This window comes from Streptomyces sp. I05A-00742 (genome assembly GCF_013055795.1).
GTDB lineage: Bacteria > Actinomycetota > Actinomycetes > Streptomycetales > Streptomycetaceae > Streptomyces.
In genome coordinates, this window is the sequence record NZ_JABETO010000065.1 from 1 (window position 1) to 23,786 (window position 23,786).

The 23,786-nt window shown below is 72.3% G+C and carries 23 protein-coding genes; 1 reads left to right on the forward strand and 22 read right to left on the reverse strand.

Features of this window, described 5'->3' with window-relative positions; all coding sequences use genetic code 11:
• Positions 1-109 precede the first annotated feature (109 nt).
• The 14 genes from HN013_RS31105 to pyrR form a co-directional block, all read right to left on the reverse strand.
• Positions 110-2,245 (reverse strand): primosomal protein N', encoded by a 2,136-nt coding sequence (locus tag HN013_RS31105; protein ID WP_171172187.1) that lies wholly within the window; start codon positions 2,243-2,245, stop codon positions 110-112.
• Positions 2,246-2,740: 495 nt separating this feature from the next.
• Positions 2,741-3,949 carry a methionine adenosyltransferase gene (gene metK, locus HN013_RS31110; RefSeq protein ID WP_171172189.1) on the reverse strand — a complete coding sequence of 403 codons (1,209 nt, stop codon included), beginning with the start codon at positions 3,947-3,949 and terminating at the stop codon, positions 2,741-2,743.
• A gap of 186 nt (positions 3,950-4,135) precedes the next feature.
• Positions 4,136-5,338 (reverse strand): bifunctional phosphopantothenoylcysteine decarboxylase/phosphopantothenate--cysteine ligase CoaBC, encoded by a 1,203-nt coding sequence (coaBC, locus tag HN013_RS31115; RefSeq protein WP_171172192.1) that lies wholly within the window; start codon positions 5,336-5,338, stop codon positions 4,136-4,138.
• Positions 5,339-5,435: 97 nt separating this feature from the next.
• Complete coding sequence (gene rpoZ, locus HN013_RS31120; protein WP_004948662.1) at positions 5,436-5,708, reverse strand: DNA-directed RNA polymerase subunit omega; 273 nt, start codon at positions 5,706-5,708, stop codon at positions 5,436-5,438.
• Positions 5,709-5,780: 72 nt separating this feature from the next.
• Positions 5,781-6,371: a guanylate kinase gene (gene gmk, locus HN013_RS31125; protein ID WP_171172194.1), complete on the reverse strand. Its 591-nt coding sequence runs from the start codon at positions 6,369-6,371 to the stop codon at positions 5,781-5,783.
• A 38-nt stretch (positions 6,372-6,409) separates the two neighbouring features.
• Positions 6,410-6,733 carry an integration host factor gene (locus HN013_RS31130; RefSeq protein WP_171172196.1) on the reverse strand — a complete coding sequence of 108 codons (324 nt, stop codon included), beginning with the start codon at positions 6,731-6,733 and terminating at the stop codon, positions 6,410-6,412.
• 279 nt (positions 6,734-7,012) lie between these two features.
• Positions 7,013-7,867 carry an orotidine-5'-phosphate decarboxylase gene (pyrF, locus tag HN013_RS31135; protein ID WP_283247757.1) on the reverse strand — a complete coding sequence of 285 codons (855 nt, stop codon included), beginning with the start codon at positions 7,865-7,867 and terminating at the stop codon, positions 7,013-7,015.
• 83 nt (positions 7,868-7,950) lie between these two features.
• Positions 7,951-9,066, reverse strand: a complete 1,116-nt coding sequence (locus HN013_RS31140; RefSeq protein WP_171172197.1) for a quinone-dependent dihydroorotate dehydrogenase — start codon at positions 9,064-9,066, stop codon at positions 7,951-7,953.
• A gap of 79 nt (positions 9,067-9,145) precedes the next feature.
• Complete coding sequence (gene carB, locus HN013_RS31145) at positions 9,146-12,457, reverse strand: carbamoyl-phosphate synthase large subunit (RefSeq protein WP_171172201.1); 3,312 nt, start codon at positions 12,455-12,457, stop codon at positions 9,146-9,148.
• On the reverse strand, positions 12,450-13,589 hold the full coding sequence (gene carA, locus HN013_RS31150; RefSeq protein ID WP_171172208.1) for a glutamine-hydrolyzing carbamoyl-phosphate synthase small subunit: 1,140 nt from the start codon (positions 13,587-13,589) through the stop codon (positions 12,450-12,452). Before carA ends, carB begins: the two co-directional genes overlap by 8 nt.
• Positions 13,586-14,158: a hypothetical protein gene (locus tag HN013_RS31155; RefSeq protein WP_171172210.1), complete on the reverse strand. Its 573-nt coding sequence runs from the start codon at positions 14,156-14,158 to the stop codon at positions 13,586-13,588. The genes carA and HN013_RS31155 overlap by 4 nt, the downstream gene beginning before the upstream one ends.
• A gap of 1 nt (position 14,159) precedes the next feature.
• Positions 14,160-15,452: a dihydroorotase gene (locus HN013_RS31160; RefSeq protein ID WP_171172212.1), complete on the reverse strand. Its 1,293-nt coding sequence runs from the start codon at positions 15,450-15,452 to the stop codon at positions 14,160-14,162.
• Positions 15,452-16,468, reverse strand: a complete 1,017-nt coding sequence (locus HN013_RS31165; RefSeq protein WP_171172213.1) for an aspartate carbamoyltransferase catalytic subunit — start codon at positions 16,466-16,468, stop codon at positions 15,452-15,454. Before HN013_RS31165 ends, HN013_RS31160 begins: the two co-directional genes overlap by 1 nt.
• An 87-nt stretch (positions 16,469-16,555) precedes the next feature.
• Positions 16,556-17,137, reverse strand: a complete 582-nt coding sequence (pyrR, locus tag HN013_RS31170) for a bifunctional pyr operon transcriptional regulator/uracil phosphoribosyltransferase PyrR (protein ID WP_171172215.1) — start codon at positions 17,135-17,137, stop codon at positions 16,556-16,558.
• Positions 17,138-17,360: 223 nt separating this feature from the next.
• Here pyrR and bldD point away from each other — a divergent pair, with 223 nt between their 5' ends.
• Positions 17,361-17,861: a transcriptional regulator BldD gene (gene bldD, locus HN013_RS31175; RefSeq protein ID WP_004948690.1), complete on the forward strand. Its 501-nt coding sequence runs from the start codon at positions 17,361-17,363 to the stop codon at positions 17,859-17,861.
• 74 nt (positions 17,862-17,935) lie between these two features.
• On the opposite strand, the gene nusB is transcribed toward bldD, so the two are convergent.
• The 8 genes from nusB to aroC form a co-directional block, all read right to left on the reverse strand.
• Positions 17,936-18,364, reverse strand: coding sequence for a transcription antitermination factor NusB (gene nusB / locus HN013_RS31180; RefSeq protein ID WP_171172217.1), 429 nt, complete (start codon positions 18,362-18,364; stop codon positions 17,936-17,938).
• Positions 18,365-18,366: 2 nt separating this feature from the next.
• Positions 18,367-18,933, reverse strand: a complete 567-nt coding sequence (efp, locus tag HN013_RS31185) for an elongation factor P (protein WP_171172220.1) — start codon at positions 18,931-18,933, stop codon at positions 18,367-18,369.
• Between the two features lie 48 nt (positions 18,934-18,981).
• Positions 18,982-20,088, reverse strand: a complete 1,107-nt coding sequence (locus HN013_RS31190; RefSeq protein WP_171172222.1) for an aminopeptidase P family protein — start codon at positions 20,086-20,088, stop codon at positions 18,982-18,984.
• Between the two features lie 73 nt (positions 20,089-20,161).
• Positions 20,162-21,004: an AAA family ATPase gene (locus tag HN013_RS31195; protein WP_171172234.1), complete on the reverse strand. Its 843-nt coding sequence runs from the start codon at positions 21,002-21,004 to the stop codon at positions 20,162-20,164.
• An 81-nt stretch (positions 21,005-21,085) separates the two neighbouring features.
• Positions 21,086-21,532 (reverse strand): type II 3-dehydroquinate dehydratase, encoded by a 447-nt coding sequence (aroQ, locus tag HN013_RS31200; protein ID WP_171172224.1) that lies wholly within the window; start codon positions 21,530-21,532, stop codon positions 21,086-21,088.
• A gap of 5 nt (positions 21,533-21,537) precedes the next feature.
• Complete coding sequence (gene aroB / locus HN013_RS31205) at positions 21,538-22,629, reverse strand: 3-dehydroquinate synthase (protein ID WP_171172226.1); 1,092 nt, start codon at positions 22,627-22,629, stop codon at positions 21,538-21,540.
• Between the two features lie 7 nt (positions 22,630-22,636).
• Positions 22,637-23,200, reverse strand: a complete 564-nt coding sequence (locus HN013_RS31210) for a shikimate kinase (RefSeq protein WP_171172228.1) — start codon at positions 23,198-23,200, stop codon at positions 22,637-22,639.
• Positions 23,197-23,786: chorismate synthase (gene aroC / locus HN013_RS31215; RefSeq protein ID WP_171172231.1), on the reverse strand; the 590-nt coding region annotated here is incomplete at its 5' end. The genes HN013_RS31210 and aroC, both read right to left, overlap by 4 nt.

Genomic DNA, 23,786 nt, shown 5'->3' on the forward strand with positions numbered 1-23,786 from the left:
CCGCCGGCCTTCCCCGGCCCGCGGAACGGGTGACGGCCCGCGGCGGCCGGCCGGGGGCGAGGCCGGACGCCCCGAGCGGGCGCCCCGCCGCCGGGGCGGCCGGGCCGGTTCAGCCGATGTCCGGCGGGTCCATCCGCAGCCGTACGGGCTCGCCCTCCCGCCGGGTCAGCCGCACCGCCTGAGCGGTCTTCAGCGCGGCGGCCAGCGCGGCCCCCCGACCGGGCCGCACCCGCACCAGGGCCCGTTCCCAGTGCTCCCCGGGCGGCGGATCGCCGGGCCGGCGCGGCCGTCCCGCGGCCGCCGGCGGCACCGGAACGGGACCGAGCACATCGGCCCCCTCCGGCAGCTCGGCGAGACCGAGGAAGTCCGCGACGGCCTCCGGCACACCACTCACCGAGGCCATCCGCGACACCGGCGGGAACCCCAGCTCCGCCCGTTCCGCGAGCTCCCGCACCGCGTGCCCCGCCGGGTCCCACCGGACCAGCGCCTGCACCGGCCGCAGCGTCGGCTCGGCCACGACGACGACGGTGCCGCCCGCCTCCTGCCCCCGCACCAGCGCGGCCGCCGCCAGCCAGCGGCGCAGGGCCTCCTCCCCCGCCCGTAGATCGGGCAGCCCGAGCAGCGCCCAGCCGTCCAGCAGCAGCGCCGCCGCGTAGCCGCCCTCGGCGACCGGCTCGGCGCCGGGAGTGGCGACGACGAGGGCGGGCGTGCCCGGGACGGTGTCCAGCACGTGGTCGCGGCCCGAGGTACGGACGGGGACGGCCGGGAACGCCCGGCCCAGCTCCTCGGCGGTCCTGCGGGCCCCCACCACCTGGGCCCGCAGCCGGGCTCCGCCGCACTCCGGGCAGTGCCAGTCCCGCGCCTCCAGGCCGCACCAGCCGCAGTGCAGCGCGCCATCGGCTCCGCGCGCCTCCAGGGGCCCCGCGCACCCGCCGCACCGGGCGGGCTCGCGGCACCGCTCGCAGGCCAGCCGGGGGACGTAGCCCCGCCGGGGCACCTGGACCAGCACCGGCCCGTGCCGCAGGCCCTCCCGGGCGGCCTGCCACGCCAGTGAGGGCAGCCGGGCGGCCCGCGCCGCCTCGTCCCGCGCGAGATCGCCGTCGCCCACCGTGCGGACCAGGGGCGCGACGGCCCGTACCCGCTCCCGGTCCGCCCCGAGCGGCAGCGCCCACCCGGTGCGGACCAGCTGCGCCGCCTCCACACTGCACCCGACGGCCCCGAGCAGGAACGCGGCCTTCTCCTGGGCCGCCCGCAGCAGCAGCACCTCACGGGCGTGCGGCTGCGGCGCGTGCTGCTCGCTGTGGCTGGAGTCGCCGTCGTCCCAGATCGCGACGAATCCCAGGTCGCGCACCGGCGCGAACATCGCGGCGCGGGTGCCGACGACGGCCCGTACCGCCCCCCTGCTGACCGCCAGCCAGCGCCGGTAGCGCTCCTCCGGGCCGGTGTCGGCGGTCAGCAGGACATGCCGGCCGTCGCCCAGCAGCCCGGTCAGCGCGGCGTCGACCCGGGCGGCCGCCCGGCCGTCGGGCACGACGATCAGCGCGCCGCGCCGCGAGGCGAGCGCGGCCGCGGCGGCCCGGGCCAGCTCCTCGGCCCAGTGCGGCCCCGGGAGCGCCGTCCACACCGCCCGCGGGCTCTCCCCCCGGGCCAGGGCCTCCAGGTAGCCGGGCCCCGTCGGGTAGCGGGCCCAGCTGCCCGGCGCGGGCGCCCCCGGTGGCGGCAGCAGCGGCCCCGACGGCTCGCTCTCGATCCGCGCGTGCCGGGGCGGGACGGCCAGCTGGACCACGTCCGCGAGCGACCCCGCGTACCGGTCGGCGACGGCCCGGCACAGCCCGAACAGCTCCGTCCCGAGCACCGGTTCCGGGGACAGCACCTGGGCGATGGCGGCGAGCGGCCCCCGGTAGTCCGACTCCGCCACCCGCTCCACGATGAAGCCGTCCAGCAGGCCGCCGCCCTCCCGGCGCCCGTCCCGCACGTTCTTCGTGCCCGCGCCGAACCGCACCCGCACCCGCGCGCCCGGCCGCGCGTCGGCGTCCAGCTCCGCCGGCACCGCGTAGTCCCACAACTTGTCCAGGTGCACCGGCCCCTTGTCCACCAGCACCTTCGCCACCGGCCACTCCTTGGCCAGCTCCGCCCCCCGCCACGTCCGCGGCCTCGCCCTCGGCGCCTTCGCTTTCGCCTTCCGCACGCTCTCCCGGATCAGCGCGAGCTGCTCTGGCTCGGGGTGCTCGTTCTCGCTGCTCACGGCTTCAGTCTTAGCAGAGGGGTCGGACAGTGGGGGTGGGGTGCCCCGGGCCCGCCCTTTCACCGTTTCTGCGGGGGCAAGCCCCCGCTCCCCCGAGCCGCGCTGCGCGCGGCGTCCTCAAACGCCGGACGGGCTGAAGTGTGCGCCCGGGCGCGAAATCCAGCCCGTCCGGCGTTTGAGGACAAGCGGCGAAGCCGCTTTCAAGGGGTCCGGGTCTCCCGGGAAACGGTGAAAGGGCGGGACCGGGGCACCAAAAAACCACGCGAGCGCCCGAGATCCTCATCGGCAGCGGCATGCTGTGCCATAGACCAGACTCGGCCACACCCACCCCCGAAGGAGCGGGCGACGGGATTCGAACCCGCGGGGGACTGCAGTCCCAGAAGGATCCGCCACCTGCGCACCGAGCGCCCGCGCAAACCGACCCTACCGCGCACACAGCACGGCCCCGGAGCGAATATCCCGCTCCGGGGCCGTCCTGACGACAACTACGGACGACTACAGCCCCGCCGCCTTGCGCAGCGCATCTACCCGATCCGTACGCTCCCACGTGAAGTCGGCCAGCTCCCGCCCGAAGTGACCGTACGCCGCGGTCTGCGCGTAGATCGGCCGCAGCAGGTCCAGATCGCGGATGATCGCGGCCGGCCGGAGGTCGAAGACCTCGGAGATGGCGGCCTCGATCTTCTCGGTGTCGACCGTGTTGGTGCCGAAGGTCTCGACGAACAGACCGACGGGCTCGGCCTTGCCGATCGCGTACGCGACCTGCACCTCGCAGCGGGCGGCCAGCCCGGCGGCGACCACGTTCTTGGCGACCCAGCGCATCGCGTAGGCGGCCGAGCGGTCGACCTTGGACGGGTCCTTGCCGGAGAAGGCACCGCCACCGTGGCGGGCCATGCCGCCGTAGGTGTCGATGATGATCTTGCGGCCGGTGAGGCCGGCGTCGCCCATGGGGCCGCCGATCTCGAAGCGGCCGGTCGGGTTCACCAGCAGGCGGTAGCCCTCGGTGTCCAGCTTGATGCCGTCCTCGATGAGCTCCTTGAGGACGTGCTCCACGACGTACTCACGGATGTCGGGGGCGAGCAGCGAGTCCAGGTCGATGTCGGACGCGTGCTGCGAGGAGACGACAACGGTGTCGAGACGGACCGCCTTGTTGCCGTCGTACTCGATGGTGACCTGCGTCTTGCCGTCGGGGCGCAGGTAGGGGATGGTCCCGTTCTTGCGGACCTCCGTCAGCCGGCGCGAGAGGCGGTGCGCCAGGTTGATCGGGAGGGGCATGAGCTCGGGGGTCTCGTCGCAGGCGTAGCCGAACATCAGGCCCTGGTCACCCGCGCCCTGCTTGTCGAGCTCGTCCTCGTCGCCCTCGACACGGGCCTCGTACGCGGCGTCCACACCCTGCGCGATGTCCGGCGACTGCGACCCGATCGAGACCGAGACGCCGCAGGAAGCGCCGTCGAAGCCCTTCTTGGACGAGTCGTAGCCGATCTCGAGGATCTTGTTGCGCACCAGCGTGGCGATCGGCGCGTAGGCCTTCGTGGTCACCTCACCGGCGACGTGCACCAGGCCGGTGGTGATCAGGGTCTCGACGGCGACACGGGAGGTCGGGTCCTCCTTGAGGAGGGCGTCGAGAATGGTGTCGCTGATCTGGTCAGCGATCTTGTCGGGGTGGCCCTCGGTCACGGATTCCGAGGTGAACAGGCGGCGGGACACATCGCTCCCTGGGGTTGCAGCGGCTGCTGGCTGATCATTAGATGGCTCCGGGTCGAGAGCTGCGCTCGGCACGGGCCGGTGTCAGTTTATCCGGCCTTCGCTCCCGACGGACCTCCTGTCCACCATCACTACCTGCCCATTCAGTGACGCTCGTCACTATGTTCGCCACAAGCACATCCGGGGCGTTCACGCCAGACGGCCTGCGACGAGGTCCCAGACGATGTCGGCCAGGGCCTCCTTCGGACCGTGCGGGACGGGGGTCTCACCGCCGTCGGCGGCCAGGACGACGGCCTCGTTCTCCGTGGAACCGAAGGTGCGGCTCTCCCCCACCTCGTTGACCACGAGGAGGTCGCAGCCCTTGCGGGCGAGCTTGGCGCGGCCGTTGGCGAGCACGTCGTCCGTCTCCGCCGCGAAGCCCACCACGACCTGCCCGGGACGGGCCCGGTCCGCGGACAGCTCGGCGAGGACGTCCGGGTTGCGGACAAGCTCCACCGGCGCCGGCTCCTCGCCGTCCCGCTTCTTGATCTTGCCGGTGGCGTAGTGGGCGGGCCGGAAGTCGGCGACCGCGGCGGCCATCACCACGGCGTCCGCGTCCGCGGCGGCCTTCAGCACCGCCTCCCGCAGCTGCACCGCCGTCCCCACCCGCACCACGTCCACCCCGGCGGGGTCGGGCAGCTCGCTGTTGGCCGCGACGAGAGTGACCCGTGCGCCGCGCGCGACGGCCGTGCGGGCGAGGGCGTAGCCCTGCCGTCCCGAGGAGCGGTTGCCGAGGTAGCGGACCGGGTCCAGCGGCTCGCGGGTGCCGCCGGCGCTCACCACCACGTGCCGGCCGGCCAGGTCCCGTCCGGCGCTCCCCCGGGCCAGCACCCGCCGGCAGATCTCGAAGATCTCGCCGGGCTCGGGGAAGCGGCCCTTGCCGGTGTCCACGCCGGTGAGCCGCCCGACGGCGGGCTCCAGGACGACGGCGCCCCGGCGGCGCAGGGTGGCCACGTTCTCCTGGGTGGCCTGGTTCTCCCACATCTCGGTGTGCATCGCGGGCGCGAAGACCACGGGGCAGCGGGCCGTGAGGAGGGTGTTCGTCAGCAGGTCGTCGGCCAGCCCGTGGGCCGCCTTGGCCAGCATGTCGGCGGTCGCGGGGGCGACCACCACGAGGTCGGCCTCCTGGCCGATGCGCACATGCGGCACCTCGTGGACGCTCTCCCACACCTGGGTGACGGCCGGGTGTCCGGACAGCGCGGACCAGGTCGCCTCGCCGACGAAGTGCAGCGCGGACGCGGTGGGGACGACACGTACGTCATGGCCCGACTCGGTGAGCCGGCGGAGCAGCTCACACGCCTTGTAGGCGGCGATCCCGCCGCTGACCCCCAGCACGACCTTGGGCTTGTCCATCGCTCGCTTCTCCCCGCGCTCTCGTGTTCCAGGCTTCCATGACACACCAAGGGCCCGGCAGCCGTGCTGCCGGGCCCTCGATGAACGTTCTCGTCGCCTACTGCGCCGGGGCCTCGATGGCCTCGGAGGTCAGCAGACCCGCGTTGATCTCGCGGAGCGCGATGGAGAGCGGCTTCTCGTGGACGTGGGTGTCCACCAGCGGGCCGACGTACTCCAGCAGGCCCTCGCCGAGCTGCGAGTAGTACGCGTTGATCTGGCGCGCACGCTTGGCGGCGTAGATCACCAGGCTGTACTTCGAGTCGGTCGCTTCGAGCAGCTCATCAATCGGCGGGTTGATGATGCCCTCGGGCGCGGTGATGGAAGAGGACACGCTCTGCCTTCCGAAGGGGGTGAAGAAAGATGTGCGATTCACAAACGGGGCGTACGTGAGGTAAACCCCAGCTCATCGGAGCAAGGCTAGCAGCTCGCGCGCGACGTCCGCGACGGAGGTGTTGACCAGCGTGGTGTCGAACTCCGACTCCGCCGCCAGCTCCGTCCGGGCCGCCGCCAGCCGCCGCTCGATGACCTCGGGCGACTCGGTCCCCCGGCCGGTCAGCCGGCGGACCAGCTCGTCCCAGCCCGGCGGCGCGAGAAAGACCAGCTGGGCGTCCGGCATGGACCCGCGGACCTGCCGGGCGCCCTGGAGGTCGATCTCCAGCAGGACCGGCTCGCCGGCCTCCAGCCGGTCGAGGACCGCCTGGCGGGGCGTGCCGTACCGGTTGCCGGCGAACTCGGCCCACTCCAGCAGCTCACCGTTGGCGACGAGCTTGTCGAACTCCGTGTCGTCCACGAAGAAGTACTGGACACCCTCCTGCTCGCCGGGGCGCGGCTTGCGGGTGGTGCAGGAGACCGAGAGCCATACCTCGGGGTGGGCCTTGCGCATGTGGGCGACGACCGTGCTCTTGCCGACCCCGGAGGGGCCGGAGAGCACGGTCAGCCGCGGACGTCTGGCCGGGGGGACGGGGGACGTCCCCCGGGAGACTGCAGTACTCATGCAGCGATTATCCCGGTTCCCGGGAGTGCCCGGTAACGTCAGGCCGCGGTGCTGCCGAACTCCCGCTCAAGTGCCGCGATCTGGTTGGAGCCGAGCCCCCGGACTCGGCGGCTCTCGGAGATCCCGAGCCGCTCCATGATCTGCTTGGCGCGGACCTTGCCCACGCCGGGAAGGCTCTCCAGGAGAGCGCTGACCTTCATCTTGCCGATGACGTCGTTCTCCTGGCCTTGCTTGATGACCTCGTGCAGCGAGGCGCCGGAGTGCTTGAGCCGATTCTTGACCTCGGCGCGCTCCCGGCGAGCCGCGGCGGCCTTTTCGAGCGCGGCTGCGCGCTGTTCAGGGGTAAGGGGCGGAAGAGCCACGCCTACGTCACCTCGGATGTCGAACTGTCGGATAAGGACCGGTGAGAACCTAGTCGGCCCACACCTGGGGAGCAACGAGCAACGCGCTTGCACGTTCGCTCTTGTCGGAGACTAGCGGCCGATCCCGCTCCAGTCAGCGAGAACAGCGGAAAAGTCCTGGTCAGCCTCGCTCGACCAGGACTTTTTCGGACATAGTGGCCGTCAAATTCCCGGCAGGACCCCGACAGAACCCCGACAGGGCCCGTCGGGACGCCTCCCCCGGCCCCGGGCGTGCCGGGTTCAGCCGGCGTCCACGGCCTCCCGCACCTCGTCGGCGAACCGGGCCGCGGCCGCCCGCAGGGCGCTGACGTCGGGCCCGTGCCGGAGCACCCCCCGGCTCACGTTGGGGACGACGTCGCGGACCGCCGTGCCGAAGACCTTCGGCAGGTCGGCCGCCGTGGCGCCCTGGGCACCGATGCCGGGGGCGAGCAGCGGGCCGTTGATGGCCAAAGCCTGTCCGGCGTTCGAGGACGACAGAGGTGTGGCGCCCGCCGCGGCGGGCCCGCCGGCCAGTGTGGCCCCGACGACGGCGCCGAAGGACCCCATGGGGGCGGCGTCGGCGTTCTCGGCCCGCAGGTGGTCCAGCATGGTCGCGGCGACGCTGGAGCCGTCCGCGCGGACCGCGTGCTGCACCTCGGCGCCCTCCGGGTTGGAGGTGAGGGCGAGGACGAAGACGCCGGTGCCGGTCGCGCGGGCCAGGTCGAGGGCCGGGCGCAGCGAGCCGTAGCCGAGGTACGGGCTGACGGTCACCGCGTCCGAGTAGAGCGGCGCGGCGGGGTCGAGGTAGGTCTCGGCGTACGCGGCCATGGTGGAGCCGATGTCGCCGCGCTTGGCGTCCATCAGCACCAGCGTGCCGGCGGCGCGGGCGTCGGCGACGGCCCGTTCCAGGACGGCGATGCCGCGCGAGCCGAAGCGCTCGAAGAAGGCGGACTGGGGCTTGAGGACGGCCACCCGGTCGGCGAGGGCCTCCACGACGGTGCGCGCGAACCGCTCCAGGCCCGCGACGTCGTCGCCGAGCCCCCAGGCGGAGAGCAGCGCGGCGTGCGGGTCGATGCCGACGCACAGCGGGCCGCGGTCGTCCATGGCGCGGCGCAGGCGGGCGCCGAAGGGCTCTCCAGAAAATCGCTGCGGCCCGGAGGGCCTCGTTGAGGGGTGGTGGTCGGGCGACGGGTGGGCGGTCACGCGGTCACCTTCCGGTGGTCGGCGCCGACCGCGTCGGCGAGGGTGGCGTACGGGCTCGCGGCCAGCTTCTCCGCGAGGCCGCGGTGGATGGCGCGGCACCAGAAGGGGCCCTCGTAGATGAAGGCGCTGTAGCCCTGGACCAGCGTGGCGCCGGCCAGAATGCGCTCCCAGACGTCGTCGGCGGTCTCGACGCCGCCCACGCCCACCAGGGTGATCCGGTCGCCGACGCGGGCGTACAGGCGGCGCAGGACCTCCAGTGAGCGCTCCTTGAGGGGGGCGCCCGACAGTCCGCCCGCGCCGATCGCCTCGACGGTGCGCCGCGGGGTGCGCAGACCGAGGCCGTCGCGGGCGATGGTGGTGTTGGTGGCGATGATGCCGTCGAGGCCGAGTTCGACGGCGAGGTCGGCGACGGCGTCCACGTCCTCGTCGGCGAGGTCCGGGGCGATCTTCACCAGGAGCGGGACGCGCCGCCCGGTGACGGTGCGGTCGGCGGCCTCGCGGACGGCGGTGAGCAGCGGGCGCAGGTGGTCCACGGCCTGGAGGTTCCGCAGCCCGGGCGTGTTGGGCGAGGAGACGTTGACGACCAGGTAGTCGGCGTGGGCGGCCAGCCGCTCGGTGGAGGTCACGTAGTCGGCGACGGCCTCCTCCTCGGGGACGATCTTCGTCTTGCCGATGTTGACGCCGACGGTCGTCCGGAAGACCGGATTCCGCTCGGCCAGCCGGCGGGCGACGGCGGCGGAGCCGTCGTTGTTGAAGCCCATGCGGTTGATCAGCGCGCGGTCGGCGACCAGGCGGAACAGCCGCTTCTTGGGGTTGCCGGGCTGCGGCTGGGCGGTGACGGTGCCGATCTCGACATGGTCGAAGCCGAGCATGGTCATGCCGTCGATCGCCGCGGCGTTCTTGTCGAAGCCCGCGGCGAGGCCGAACGGGCCGTGCATGCGCAACCCCAGCGCCTCGGTGCGGAGCTCCTTGTACCGGGGCGCGAGGACGGCGGCGACGAACGTGCGCAGGACGGGGATCCGGGCGGCGGCGCGGATCCAGGCGAAGGCCAGGTGGTGAGCCTTCTCGGGGTCCATGCGCTTGAAGATCAGATCGAAGAAGATTCGGTACATTTCGGGCCTTCTGGGCGGCAGGAGAGGGCGGAGGGGCGTACGAGGAGGGGGACACCGGCCGGTGTCCCCCTCCCGTGTCCTACGCCTCGCGGGCGTCGGTCAGCTGTCGCGCGTGCTCCTGGAGGGAGCGGACGCCCACGTCGCCGCGGGTGAGGGCCTCGATGCCCTGGACCGCGGCGGCCAGCGCCTGGACCGTGGTCAGGCAGGGCACCCCGCGGGAGACGGCGGCGGTGCGGATCTCGTAGCCGTCGAGGCGCCCGCCGGTGCCGTAGGGGGTGTTGACGATCAGGTCGACCTGTCCGTCGTGGATGAGCTGGACGATCGTCTTCTCGCCGTTCGGGCCCTCGCCCTCGCTCAGCTTGCGGACGACGGTCGTCTTGATGCCGTTGCGCCGCAGGACCTCGGCCGTGCCGGAGGTGGCCAGCAGCTCGAAGCCGTGGGCGACCAGCTCACGGGCCGGGAAGATCATCGAGCGCTTGTCCCGGTTGGCGACCGACACGAACGCCCGGCCCTTGGTGGGCAGCGCGCCGTAGGCACCGGCCTGCGACTTGGCGTACGCCGTGCCGAAGACGTTGTCGATGCCCATGACCTCGCCGGTGGAGCGCATCTCCGGGCCGAGGACGGTGTCCACGCCGCGGCCGGAGGTGTCGCGGAACCGCGTCCACGGCATCACGGCCTCCTTGACGGAGATCGGCGCGTCCAGCGGCAGCGTGCCGCCGTCGCCCTGCGCCGGGAGCAGGCCCTCGGCCCGCAGCTCGGCGACGGTGGCGCCCAGCGAGATCCGGGCCGCCGCCTTGGCCAGCGGCACGGCGGTCGCCTTGGAGGTGAACGGGACCGTGCGGGAGGCGCGCGGGTTGGCCTCCAGGACGTAGAGGATGTCCCCGGCCATCGCGAACTGGATGTTGATCAGACCGCGGACGCCCACGCCCTTGGCGATCGCCTCCGTCGAGGTGCGCAGCCGCTTGATGTCGAAGCCGCCGAGGGTGATCGGGGGCAGCGCGCAGGCGGAGTCGCCGGAGTGGATGCCGGCCTCCTCGATGTGCTCCATGACGCCGCCGAGGTAGAGCTCGTGGCCGTCGTAGAGCGCGTCCACGTCGATCTCTATGGCGTCGTCCAGGAACCGGTCGATGAGGACCGGATGCTCGGAGATCAGCCCCGCGTGGCGCTCTAGGTAGCCGGCCAGCGAGGGCTCGTCGTAGACGATCTCCATACCGCGGCCGCCGAGCACGTAGGACGGCCGGACCATCACCGGGTAGCCGATCTCCGCGGCGATGGCCTTGGCCTCGTCGAAGGAGAAGGCCGTGCCGTACTTGGGCGCCGGCAGTCCGGCCTCGGTGAGCACCCGCCCGAAGGCGCCGCGCTCCTCGGCGAGGTCGATGGCCTCGGGCGAGGTGCCGACGATCGGCACGCCGTTGTCCTTGAGCGCCTGCGCCAGGCCCAGCGGTGTCTGCCCGCCGAGCTGGACGACGACGCCCGCGACCGGGCCGGCCTGCTGCTCGGCGTGCACGATCTCCAGCACGTCCTCCAGGGTGAGCGGCTCGAAGTAGAGCCGGTCGGAGGTGTCGTAGTCGGTGGAGACCGTCTCCGGGTTGCAGTTGACCATCACGGTCTCGTAGCCCGCGTCGCTGAGCGCGAACGAGGCGTGGACGCAGGAGTAGTCGAACTCGATGCCCTGGCCGATGCGGTTGGGGCCGGAGCCGAGGATGATCACGGCGGGCTTCTCGCGCGGCGCGACCTCGCTCTCCTCGTCGTAGGAGGAGTAGAAGTACGGGGTCTTCGCGGCGAACTCGGCGGCGCAGGTGTCCACCGTCTTGTAGACCGGGCGCACGCCCAGCGAGTGCCGGACCTCGCGGACGACCGCCTCGCCGATCCCGCGGATCGCCGCGATCTGGGCGTCGGAGAAGCCGTGGCGCTTGGCCTCGGCCAGCAGCTCCGGCTCCAGGGCACCCGCCGCCGCCAGCTCCTGGGCGATCTCGTGGATCAGGAAGAGCTGGTCCACGAACCAGGGGTCGATACGGGTGGCCGCGAAGACCTCGGCCTGCGTCGCCCCGGCCCGGATCGCGGCCATGACGGTGTTGATCCGGCCGTCCGTCGGGACCGCCGCCCTGGCCAGCAGCTCGGTCTTGTCGCCCGGCTCGGAGACGAAGTCGAACTGCGAGCCCTTCTTCTCCAGCGAGCGCAGCGCCTTCTGGAGCGCCTCGGTGAAGTTGCGGCCGATGGCCATGGCCTCGCCCACCGACTTCATGGTGGTGGTGAGGGTGGCGTCGGCGGCCGGGAACTTCTCGAAGGCGAAGCGCGGGGCCTTGACCACGACGTAGTCGAGCGTCGGCTCGAAGGAGGCCGGGGTCTGCTCGGTGATGTCGTTGGGGATCTCGTCCAGCGTGTAGCCGACGGCCAGCCGGGCCGCGATCTTGGCGATCGGGAAGCCGGTGGCCTTGGAGGCGAGCGCGGAGGAGCGGGAGACCCGCGGGTTCATCTCGATGACGATGACCCGGCCGTCGTCGGGGTTGACCGCGAACTGGATGTTGCAGCCGCCGGTGTCGACGCCGACCTCGCGGATGATCGCGATGCCGACGTCCCGCAGGGTCTGGTACTCGCGGTCGGTCAGCGTCATCGCGGGCGCCACGGTGATGGAGTCACCGGTGTGCACGCCCATCGGGTCGAAGTTCTCGATGGAGCAGACGACCACGACGTTGTCGTTCCTGTCGCGCATCAGCTCCAGCTCGTACTCCTTCCAGCCGAGGATGGACTCCTCCAGGAGCACCTCGGTGGTCGGGGAGAGCGTGAGGCCCTGGCCGGCGATGCGGCGCAGCTCGTCCTCGTCGTGGGCGAAGCCGGAGCCGGCGCCGCCCATGGTGAAGGAGGGGCGGACGACGACGGGGTAGCCGCCGAGCTCGTCGACGCCCGCGATGACCTCGTCCATGGTGTGGCAGATGACCGAGCGGGCGGATTCGCCGTGGCCGGTCTTCGCGTGGACGGCCTCGACGACGCCCTTGAACAGGTCGCGGTCCTCGCCCTTGTGGATGGCCTCGACGTTGGCGCCGATCAGCTCCACGCCGTACTTCTCCAGCACACCGTTCTCGTGCAGGGAGATGGCGGTGTTGAGCGCGGTCTGGCCGCCCAGGGTGGGCAGCAGGGCGTCGGGGCGCTCCTTGGCGATGATCTTCTCGACGAACTCGGGGGTGATCGGCTCGACGTACGTGGCGTCGGCGATCTCCGGGTCGGTCATGATCGTGGCCGGGTTGGAGTTGACCAGGACGACCCGCAGGCCCTCGGACTTGAGGACGCGGCAGGCCTGGGTGCCCGAGTAGTCGAACTCCGCGGCCTGGCCGATGACGATCGGGCCGGAGCCGATGACCAGAACGGACTGGATGTCGGTGCGCTTAGGCACGCTGGCCCTCCATCAGGGACACGAAGCGGTCGAACAGGTAGGCCGCGTCATGCGGGCCCGCTGCGGCTTCGGGGTGGTACTGGACGCTGAAAGCCGGCTGGTCGAGCAGCTGGAGACCCTCGACCACGTTGTCGTTGAGACAGACGTGGGAGACCTCGACGCGGCCGTAGGGGGTGTCGGCGGGCCCGTCGAGCGGGGCGTCGACGGCGAAGCCGTGGTTGTGCGCGGTGACCTCGACCTTGCCGGTCGTCCGGTCCTGCACGGGCTGGTTGATGCCGCGGTGGCCGTACTTCAGCTTGTAGGTGCCGAAGCCCAGCGCGCGGCCGAGGATCTGGTTGCCGAAGCAGATGCCGAAGAGCGGGGTCTTCCGCTCCAGCACCGCCCGCATCACCGAGACCGGGTGGTCGGCGGTGGCCGGGTCGCCCGGGCCGTTGGAGAAGAACACGCCGTCCGGCGCTACCGCGTAGACGTCCTCGACGGTCGCCGTCGCGGGCAGCACATGGACCTCTATGCCGCGCTCGGCCATCCGGTGCGGGGTCATGCCCTTGATGCCCAGGTCGACCGCGGCGACGGTGAACCGCTTCTCACCGATGGCCGGGACGACGTACGTCTCCTTGGTGGCGACCTCGGCGGAGAGGTCGGCCCCGGTCATCTCGGGGGCCTGCCGCACCCGCTCCAGCATGGTGCCCTCGTCGGGCAGCGCCCGGCCGGAGAAGATGCCGACCCGCATGGCGCCGCGCTCGCGCAGGTGGCGGGTGAGCGCGCGGGTGTCGATGCCGCTGATGCCGACGACGCCCTGCTTGCGCAGCTCCTCGTCGAGCGAGCGGCGCGAGCGCCAGTTGGACGGGGTGCGGGCGGGGTCGCGCACCACGTAGCCGGCGACCCAGATCCGTCCGGACTCGGGGTCCTCGTCGTTGACGCCGGTGTTGCCGACGTGCGGGGCGGTCATGACGACCACCTGGCGGTGGTAGGAGGGGTCGGTCAGGGTCTCCTGGTAGCCGGTCATCCCGGTGGAGAACACCGCCTCGCCGAAGGTCTCCCCCACGGCCCCGTAGGCACGGCCGCGGAAGGTGCGGCCGTCCTCCAGGACAAGTACGGCGGGAACTCGGGTTCCCTCGGTGGAGGTCGTCATCGTGCGCCTTCCGTCGTGCTGTTCAGGTTCTGCAGGGTGGAGAGTTCCTCGACCCAGGCCGGGTGCCGGTCCGTGCTGTCGGCCCGGAAGCCGGAGTCGATCAGCCGGTCGCCGTGCTGCCAGGTGATCACCAGCAGGCCGCCCTCGGTGAGGACCTTGCCGGCGATCCCCTTGTCGAGGCGGGCGCCGCGCACGGCGGCGGCGGGGATCAGGAAGTCCGTGGCTCCGGGGCGCAGCACCGTCACGCCCTCGTCGGTGAGGGTGAGCTCGGCGCGGCTGCGGGTGCCGAGGCCGCGGGCCACGATGCGGTCGAGCCACTGCCCGGCGGTGGTGGAGCCGTGGTAGCGGCCGCTCAGGGAGAGCCGGGCCGCGCCCGGCTCCTCGGGAACGGCGGGCAGCTCGGGCAGGTCGCCCTGGAGCGTGCCGCGCCACTTCCAGCCCTCGCGCATCAGCCAGTAGAGGAGCGCGATGAAGAGCAGCAGTCCGACGACCCAGCCGGCCCGCGCCGCCCAGTCCGTGACGGCCTGCGACTTCTGCTCGTCCGCGAGGTTGGTGATCAAAGGTGTCACGTCAGATTCCCGTCAGCTTCCCGTCGGCGACCGTCGCCCGGCCCCGCAGGAAGGTGTGGGTGACGCGCCCCGGCAGCTCGCGGCCCTCGTAGGGGGTGTTGCGGCTGCGGGAGGCGAAGCCCGCGGGGTCCACGACACCACGGTAAGCGGAGTCGACCAGGGTGAGGTTGGCGGGCTCACCGGCGGCCACCGGCCGGCCGTGTCCGGCGAGGCGGCCGATGCGGGCCGGGGTGAAGGACATCCGGTCGGCGACGCCGGCCCAGTCCAGCAGGCCGGTGTCGACCATCGTGTGCTGGACGACCGAGAGGGCGGTCTCCAGGCCCACCATGCCCATGGCCGCGGCGCCCCACTCGCAGTCCTTGTCCTCGTGCGGGTGCGGGGCGTGGTCGGTGGCCACGCAGTCGATCGTCCCGTCGGCGAGCGCCTCGCGCAGGGCCATGACGTCGGCCTCGGTGCGCAGCGGCGGGTTCACCTTGTAGACGGGGTTGTACGAGCGGACGAGCTCGTCGGTGAGGAGCAGGTGGTGCGGGGTGACCTCGGCGGTGACGTTCCAGCCCTTGGACTTGGCCCAGCGGACGATCTCCACCGAGCCGGCCGTCGACAGGTGGCAGACGTGCAGACGGGAGCCGACGTGCGCGGCGAGCAGCACATCGCGGGCGATGATCGACTCCTCGGCCACGGCCGGCCAGCCGCCCAGGCCCAGTTCGGCGGAGACGATGCCCTCGTTCATCTGGGCGCCCTCGGTGAGCCGGGGCTCCTGGGCGTGCTGGGCGACGACGCCGTCGAACGCCTTCACGTACTCCAGGGCGCGCCGCATGATCACGGCGTCGTCCACGCACTTGCCGTCGTCGGAGAAGACCCGCACGCCGGCGGCGGAGTCGTGCATCGCGCCGAGCTCGGCGAGCTTCTTGCCCTCCAGGCCGACGGTGACCGCGCCGACGGGCTGCACGTCGCAGTAGCCGGACTCCTTGCCGAGCCGCCAGACCTGCTCGACGACGCCGGCGGTGTCGGCGACCGGGAAGGTGTTGGCCATGGCGTGCACGGCGGTGTAGCCGCCGACGGCCGCGGCGCGGGTGCCGGTGAGGACGGTCTCGGAGTCCTCGCGGCCGGGCTCGCGCAGATGGGTGTGGAGGTCGACCAGGCCCGGCAGCAGGACCTTGCCGGCCGCCTCGACCACCGTCGCGCCGTCGGCCTCGATGCCGTTGCCGACCTGCGCGATCGTCTCGCCGTCGATGAGGACGTCCTGCGGCGCGCCGCCGAGGACCTTCGCACCACGGATGAGCGTTTTCGCCATTACTTGTTCTCCTCGGTGCGGGTGTTCGTGTTCGTGACGGCGGACTCGGAGCCGCCCAGCAGCAGGTAGAGGACGGCCATCCGGATGGAGACGCCGTTGGCGACCTGCTCGACGGCCGTGCAGCGGCGGGAGTCGGCGACCTCGGCGGTGATCTCCATGCCGCGGTTCATCGGGCCCGGGTGCATGACGATGGCGTCCTCGGGCATCCGCGCCATCCGCTGCCCGTCGAGGCCGTACCGGCGCGCGTACTCGCGCTCGGTGGGGAAGAAGGCCGCGTTCATGCGCTCGCGCTGGACGCGCAGCATCATCACCGCGTCGGACTTGGGGAGCACCGCGTCCAGGTCGTAGGAGACCTCGCAGGGCCAGTGCCCGACGCCGATGGGCACCAGGGTGGGCGGGGCGACCAGGGTGACCTCGGCGCCGAGGGTGGTCAGCAGGTGGACGTTGGACCGGGCGACGCGGCTGTGCAGCACGTCGCCGACGATCGTGACCCGGCGGCCCTGCAGGTCGCGGCCGATCCCGGCGTCGGGGCCGACCAGCCGGCGGCGCAGGGTGAAGGCGTCCAGCAGGGCCTGGGTGGGGTGCTCGTGGGTGCCGTCACCGGCGTTCACGACCGAGCCGTTGATCCAGCCGGAGGTGGCCAGCCGGTGCGGGGCGCCGGAGTCGTGGTGGCGGATGACGACCGCGTCGGCGCCCATCGCCTCCAGGGTGAGGGCGGTGTCCTTGAGCGACTCGCCCTTGGAGACCGAGGAGCCCTTGGCGGAGAAGTTGATGACGTCGGCGGAGAGCCGCTTGGCGGCGGCCTCGAAGGAGATACGGGTCCGTGTCGAGTCCTCGAAGAACAGGTTGACGACGGTGCGGCCGCGCAGGGTCGGCAACTTCTTGATCGGCCGGTCCGCGACGCGGGCCATCTCCTCGGCGGTGTCGAGGATCAGTACGGCGTCGTCGCGGGTGAGGTCGGCGGCCGAGACGAGGTGGCCGCGGGTACGGGGGCTCCCCCCGGAGAGGTGCAGCATCCGGATGCTCCGTGGTTGAGGGTGTGCGTGGGGACGGCCGGGCGTGCGGCGTCGCGGGTCCGGCGTCCGGACCCGTACGGGGGGCTGCTAGCGGCCGTCGGCCGGGGTGGCCGCGCGCACGCCGAGGAGCACGCTGTCGCGCCCGTCCTCCTCGGTGAGCTGGACCTTGACCGTCTCCCGCAGCGACGTGGGGAGGTTCTTGCCGACGTAGTCGGCGCGGATCGGGAGTTCGCGGTGGCCGCGGTCCACGAGGACCGCGAGCTGGACCGCGCGGGGGCGCCCGATGTCGTTCAGGGCGTCGAGCGCGGCGCGGATGGTGCGGCCGGAGAAGAGCACGTCGTCGACGAGGACCACGAGACGGCCGTCGATGCCGTCGCCGGGGATATCCGTGCGGGCCAGCGCCCGGGCGGGACGGAGCCGCAGGTCGTCGCGGTACATCGTGATGTCGAGGGAGCCCACGGGCGTGCTGCCACCGGTGATCTCGGCCAGCTTGGCGGCGAGGCGGTGGGCGAGGAAGACCCCGCGGGTGGGAATGCCGAGCAGAACCACGTCGTCGGCGCCCTTGGCGCGTTCGACGATCTCGTGGGCGATGCGGGTGAGGACCCGGGCGATGTCCGGTGCTTCGAGCACAGGGCGCGCGGGACCCGCCGCGGATACGGTGGTGTCCATACGAAACGGACCTCCTTCTCCGCCTCACGGGACGGACATTAAAGGACGTCGGAATTGCGTGGTCCACAGTAGCAGCATCCCGGGAGTGCCCCGGCCGTCGTCCCCTGACGGCGGAAGCCGTGAACCTTTCGGCTTGACGAAGCCAGATTACGCTGCGTAACCTCACAGTGAGTTACCAGCCACGCGGCAGAGCCGCACATTGATACCGCGTCCGGGGAGCTTTATGTCCAGCGAATACGCCAAACAGCTCGGGGCCAAGCTCCGCGCCATCCGCACCCAGCAGGGCCTCTCACTCCATGGTGTCGAGGAGAAGTCCCAGGGCCGGTGGAAGGCCGTGGTGGTGGGCTCGTACGAGCGCGGCGACCGTGCCGTGACCGTGCAGCGCCTGGCCGAGCTGGCCGACTTCTACGGTGTGCCCGTGCAGGAGCTGCTGCCCGGCACCACGCCGGGAGGCGCGGCCGAGCCCCCGCCGAAGCTGGTCCTGGACCTGGAGCGCCTCGCCCACGTCCCGGCCGAGAAGGCGGGCCCGCTCCAGCGTTATGCGGCGACCATCCAGAGCCAGCGCGGCGACTACAACGGCAAGGTGCTGTCGATCCGCCAGGACGACCTGCGCACCCTCGCCGTGATCTACGACCAGTCGCCCTCGGTGCTCACCGAGCAGCTGATCAGCTGGGGTGTGCTCGACGCGGACGCGCGCCGCGCCGTGCAGCACGAGGACGCATAGCTTTCAGGTCCACATGCAGAAAACCGCCAGGGGGCGGGGAACCGAATGGTTCCCCGCCCCCTGGCGGTTTGTCGTCAGGCCCGGCGAATGCCCGGCTTGAGTTCCTTGAATCGGCCGAGCAGGCCATTGATGAAGGCCGGCGAATCGTCGGTGGAGAACTCCTTGGCGAGCTCCACCGCCTCGTCGATCGCCACGGCGTCCGGGGTGCCGTCCTCCCAGATGAGCTCGTAGGCACCGAGCCGGACGATGTTCCGGTCGGCGGCCGGCATCCGGTCCAGGTCCCAGTCGACCGCGTAGGTCGCGATCAGCTCGTCGATCCGGGCCACGTGCTCGGCGTAGCCCTCGACCAGCTGCATCGTGTACTCGTTGACCGGCGGCTGCCGGTCGTCCGAGCGCGAGTGCCGGATCCAGTCCGCGAGGACGTCCAGCACGGCCGCCTCTCGCTGGTCGGCCTCGAAGAGGATCTGGAAGGCGCGCTTCCGGGAGTTGCTGCGGGCGGCCACGGTTAGCTGTTCACCCGGCCGAGGTAATCGCCGGTACGCGTGTCGACCTTGATCTTCTCACCCGTGGTGATGAAGAGCGGGACCTGGATCTCGTAGTCGGTCTCCAGGGTGGCCGGCTTGGAGCCGCCGGTGGAGCGGTCGCCCTGGACGCCCGGCTCGGTGTGCTTGATGACGAGCTCGACGGCGGCCGGCAGCTCGACGTAGAGGACGTTGCCCTCGTTCTGCGCGACGACGGCCTCGAAGCCCTCGATCAGGAAGTTGGCGGCGTCACCGACGGTCTTGCGGTCGATGTGCAGCTGGTCGTACGTGTCCATGTCCATGAAGACGAAGTAGTCGCCGTCCATGTACGAGAACTGCATACCGCGCTTGTCGACGTTGGCCGTCTCGACCTTCACACCGGCGTTGAAGGTCTTGTCCACCACCTTGCCGGAGAGCACGTTCTTGAGCTTCGTGCGGACGAAGGCGGGGCCCTTGCCGGGCTTGACGTGCTGGAACTCGACGACGGACCAGAGCTGGCCGCCTTCGAGCTTGAGCACCATGCCGTTCTTGAGGTCGTTCGTGGAAGCCACGGTTGCGGAATCTCCTGGACTGAAGCTGCGACCCCGAAGAGGCACGCGCTACAGCGCGAGCAGCTCCTTGGTCGTGATGGTGAGTAGCTCGGGACCGCCGTCCGCCTCGGGGCGGACGACGAGCGTGTCATCGATCCGGACGCCGCCCCGCCCCGGGAGGTGAACCCCCGGATCTACGGTGACCGGCACGCAAGCGTCCAGTTTACCCATGGCCGAGGGCGCGAGCCGAGGGTCCTCGCCGTTTTCGAGTCCGACCCCGTGCCCGATCCACGGTCCGACCCGGTCGCCGTGGCCCGCCGCCTCCAGCACCCGGCGGGCCGCCCGGTCCACCTCGCGGCAGGGCGTGCCGGGCAGCAGCGCCTCCCGCCCGGCCCGCTGGGCGGCGAAGACCTGCTCGTAGAGCTCGATCTGCCAGTCCGCGGGGGACGTCCCGATGACGAAGGTACGGGCGATCTCGCTGCGGTAACCGCGGTAGTCGGCGCCCAGGCAGACGGTGAGGAAGTCGCCCTCCTCGACCCGGCGGTCCGACGGCACGTGTCCCGCCAGCCCCGCGTCCGGGCCGGTCCCCACCGAGGTCGGGAAGGCCGCGCCGGTGGCACCGTGGTCCACCAGGCGGCGTTCCAGCTCCAGGGCGAGGTGGCGCTCGGTACGGCCGACGAGGATCGACTCCAGCAGCTCCCCCAGGGCCTGGTCGGCGATCTCGGCGGCGATCCGCAGGCAGGAGATCTCCTCCTCGTCCTTGACCAGCCGCTGCTGCTCCACGGCCGGCCCCAGGTCCTCCAGCCGCAGGCCCGGGGCGACGGACCGCAGCGCGCGGTGCCGCCGTACGGTCAGGTGGTGCTCCTCCACCGCCAGGGACCCCGCCCCCGCGGCCGCCGCCCGCTCCGCGCCCGCCGCGGCCGGGTCGCCCTCCGGGCTCGGCAGCACGAAGACCCGCAGGTCCCCGGCGGGCCGGACGCCCACGGCGGCGTCGAAGGGGTCCGAGACGCACAGCAGCACGTCGTGGACGGGTCCGACGAGCAGGGCGGCGCCGGCCGGGGCGTGGCCCGCGAGGTAGCGGACATTGGCCGCGCCGGTCACCAGGGCGGCCTCGCTCCCGCTCGTCATACACCGTTCCAGCAGCCGTGAGCGCCGCGCCGCGTACACGTCGGACATGCCCCGAGCGTACGTACGGCGGCCGGAACCGGCCGCTCCGGCGCGTCCGACCGGGCAGCGGGCCCCTCGGCCACTACCAGGCGGGCGGGGCCGCCAGAGAGCGCGCCACGGCCTCGTCGATGAGGCGGGCGGTGGTGCCGACGTCCTGCTGCGAGTTGTCGATGATCGGCAGCCCCGAGCCGTACCAGCCCGCCATCCGGCCGTGGATGCGGGCGACCTCCTCGTCGCCCAGCCGGCGGTTGCCGCTGCGCTCCGCGTTCCGCTCCAGCACCACGTCCAGCCCCGGCAGGAGCACGACCGGCAGCAGCCCCGGGCCGATGTGCCGCTGCCAGCCGCCGAGGCCGACGGCCGGCCGGTCAGGGAAGACGGCGTCGTCCAGGATGCAGGAGATGCCGTTCGCCAGGAAGTTCCGCGCCGCGAAGCCGCACGTCCGGCGGGCCAGCCGGTACTGCGCCTCCGAGTGGTCGTTCCAGCCCGCCTGCGGGTCCGCGAAGCCGGCCCGCACCCACTCCCGGACGTCGTCGAGGCTGATGTGAGCCGTCGGCACCCGCCGCGTATCGGCCCAGTGCCGGGCCGCCGTCGTCTTCCCCGCTCCGGCCGGGCCGATGAGCAGCACCGCGACGGGGGCGGTGGAGGGGTCGACGGGTAGGGCCGGGACGGGGATCGGGGCCGGGGGGCGGGCTGGTGGCGGCGGTCCCACTGGGTGCTGCATCCGGTGGCACTCCGTCTCGTGCGTGGTCTGGTGGGTCGGGGGGTGGGTGCCCCGGTCCCGCCCTTTCACCGTTTCTGCGGGAGGGCCCGCACCCCCGAAACCGCTCCGCGCGGTTGTCCTCAAACGCCGGACGGGCTGACGTTCGCGCCCGGGCGCGAAACCCAGCCCGTCCGGCGCTTGAGGACCTCGCGGCGGAGCCGCGATGCCGGGGTCCGGGGCAGAGCCCCGGGAAACGGTGAAAGGGCGGGACCGGGGCACCCTACCCCCTCAACCCAGACGCTCCGCTCAGCCGCGAAGTTCCTCCGCCAGCGCCCGCAACGCAAGCCGGTACGACCCGACACCGAACCCGGCGATCGTCCCGGACGCAACCGCCGAGATCACGGACGTGTGCCGGAACTCCTCCCGCGCATGCGGATTGGAGATGTGCACCTCGATCAGCGGAGCCGTCCGCTGCGCCGCCGCGTCCCGCATGGCATACGAATAGTGCGTGAACGCACCGGGATTGATGACGACGGGCAGCCGCCCGTCGGCCGCCTCGTGGAGCCAGCGGATCAGCTCACCCTCGTCGTTGGTCTCGCGGACGTCGACGTCGAAGCCGAGCTCCGCGCCGAGCCCGGTGCACTCCTCGACGAGCCCGGCGTAGGAGGTGGACCCGTAGACGTCGGGCTCACGGGAGCCGAGCCGCCCGAGGTTGGGCCCGTTGATCACCAGGACCCGCTGAGCGGCGCTCATGCGGCTCACGCCGCGATCTCGGCGTGCGCGGCGAGCAGCATCGCCGGATCCGGCCCCTCCAGAACGGTCGGCTTCGCCAGCCCGTCCAGGACGATGAAGCGCAGCCGGTCACCGCGGGTCTTCTTGTCGATCCGCATGGTCTCCAGCAGCTTGGGCCACTGGTCGCCCCGGTAGGTCACGGGCAGGCCCACCGCCTGGAGGACCGCGCGGTGGCGGTCGGCGGTGGCGTCGTCCAGCCGGCCGGCGATCCGGCCGAGCTCGGCGGCGAAGACCATGCCGACGGCGACGGCGGCGCCGTGCCGCCAGTTGTAGCGCTCGTTCTTCTCGATGGCGTGGGCGAGGGTGTGCCCGTAGTTGAGGACCTCGCGGAGGCCGGATTCCTTGAGGTCCTGGGAGACGACGTCGGCCTTGACCCGGATCGCGCGCTCGATCAGCTCGGCGGTGTGCGGACCGGCGGGGGTCCGGGCGGCCTCGGGGTCGGTCTCGATGAGGTCGAGGATCACCGGGTCGGCGATGAAACCGGCCTTGATGACCTCGGCGAGCCCGCTGACGTAGTCGTGGACCGGCAGGGACTCCAGTGCGGAGAGGTCGCAGAGGACCCCGGCCGGGGGGTGGAAGGCGCCGACGAGGTTCTTGCCCTCGGCGGTGTTGATGCCGGTCTTGCCGCCGACCGCGGCGTCGACCATCGCCAGCACGGTGGTGGGCACCGCGATCCAGCGCACACCGCGCAGCCAGGTGGCGGCGACGAAGCCGGCCAGGTCGGTGGTGGCGCCGCCGCCGACCCCGATGACGACGTCGGTGCGGGTGAAGCCGGACTGGCCGAGCGCCTTCCAGCAGTAGGCGGCGACCTCGGCGGTCTTGGCCTCCTCGGCGTTCGGGACCTGGATGGCGATGGCCTCGTAGCCCTGTTCGGCCAGGTCGGCGCGGAGGACCTCGCCGGTCTCGGCGAGGGCCTCCGGGTGCAGCACGGCCACGCGCCGGGCGTCGGTGCCGATGAGCGCGGGCAGTTCGCCCAGCAGCCGGTGGCCGACCAGGACCTCGTACGGCGCGGTGCCCGCGCTGCCGGCGACCTGGATGCGGGTGGTCATGTCGGTCATGCGTTCCTCACTGCGAGGTGTCAGGGGTGCCGGTCGTGTCCATGGCGTCCGCGGCGCGGTCCCGGGGCGGCTCCAGCGCCGCCAGCACCGCGTCCGCGACCTGGTCGGGGGTCCGTCCGCCGGTGGCGACAACGGCCCGGGCGACCTCGGTGTACAGCGGACGCCGCTGTTCCATCAGCTCCCGCCACCGCTTGCGCGGATTGACCGCGAGCAGCGGGCGCGGGACGTCCAGGCCGACCCGGTGGACGGCGTCGGCGAGTTCGACGTCGAGGAAGACCACGGGCAGGCCCTTCAGCAGGGCACGGGTGTCCGGGTCCATGACCGCCCCGCCGCCGAGGGCGAGCACCCCGGGGTGCCCGGCCACGGCGGCGCGGACGGCCTGCCGCTCCAGTTCGCGGAAGTGCGGCTCGCCCTCGTCCAGGAAGATCTCCGGGATGGGCTTGCCGGCGGTGCGCTCGATGTCGGCGTCGGTGTCCCGGTAGCCGACGCCGAGGCGTTCGGCCAGCAGCGCTCCGATGGTCGACTTGCCCGCGCCGGGCGGGCCGACCAGGACGGCGAGCGGCGCGGTCACTTGATGGCCAGGTTGTCGAGGTAGCCGCGGACGTTGCGGCGCGTCTCGGGAACGCTGTCGCCGCCGAACTTCTCCACCACCGCGTCCGCCAGCACCAGCGCCACCATCGCCTCGGCCACGATCCCCGCCGCCGGCACCGCACACACGTCCGAACGCTGGTGATGCGCCTTGGCCGCCTCGCCGGTGGTCACATCGATGGTGGCCAGGGCCTTGGGCACCGTCGCGATCGGCTTCATCGCCGCGCGGACACGCAGGAGTTCGCCCGTCGTCAGACCACCCTCCGTACCGCCCGAACGGCCGGAGGCCCGGCGGATACCGTCCCCGGTCGCGACGATCTCGTCGTGCGCCTTCGACCCCGGCACCCGCGCCAGACCGAAACCGTCACCGACCTCGACACCCTTGATCGCCTGAATCCCCATCAGCGCCGCCGCCAGCCGGGCGTCCAGACGCCGGTCCCAGTGCACGTGCGACCCCAGCCCCACCGGAACCCCGTAGGCCAGGACCTCGACGACACCGCCAAGGGTGTCGCCGTCCTTGTGCGCCTGGTCGATCTCCGCGACCATCGCCTTCGACGCGTCCGCGTCCA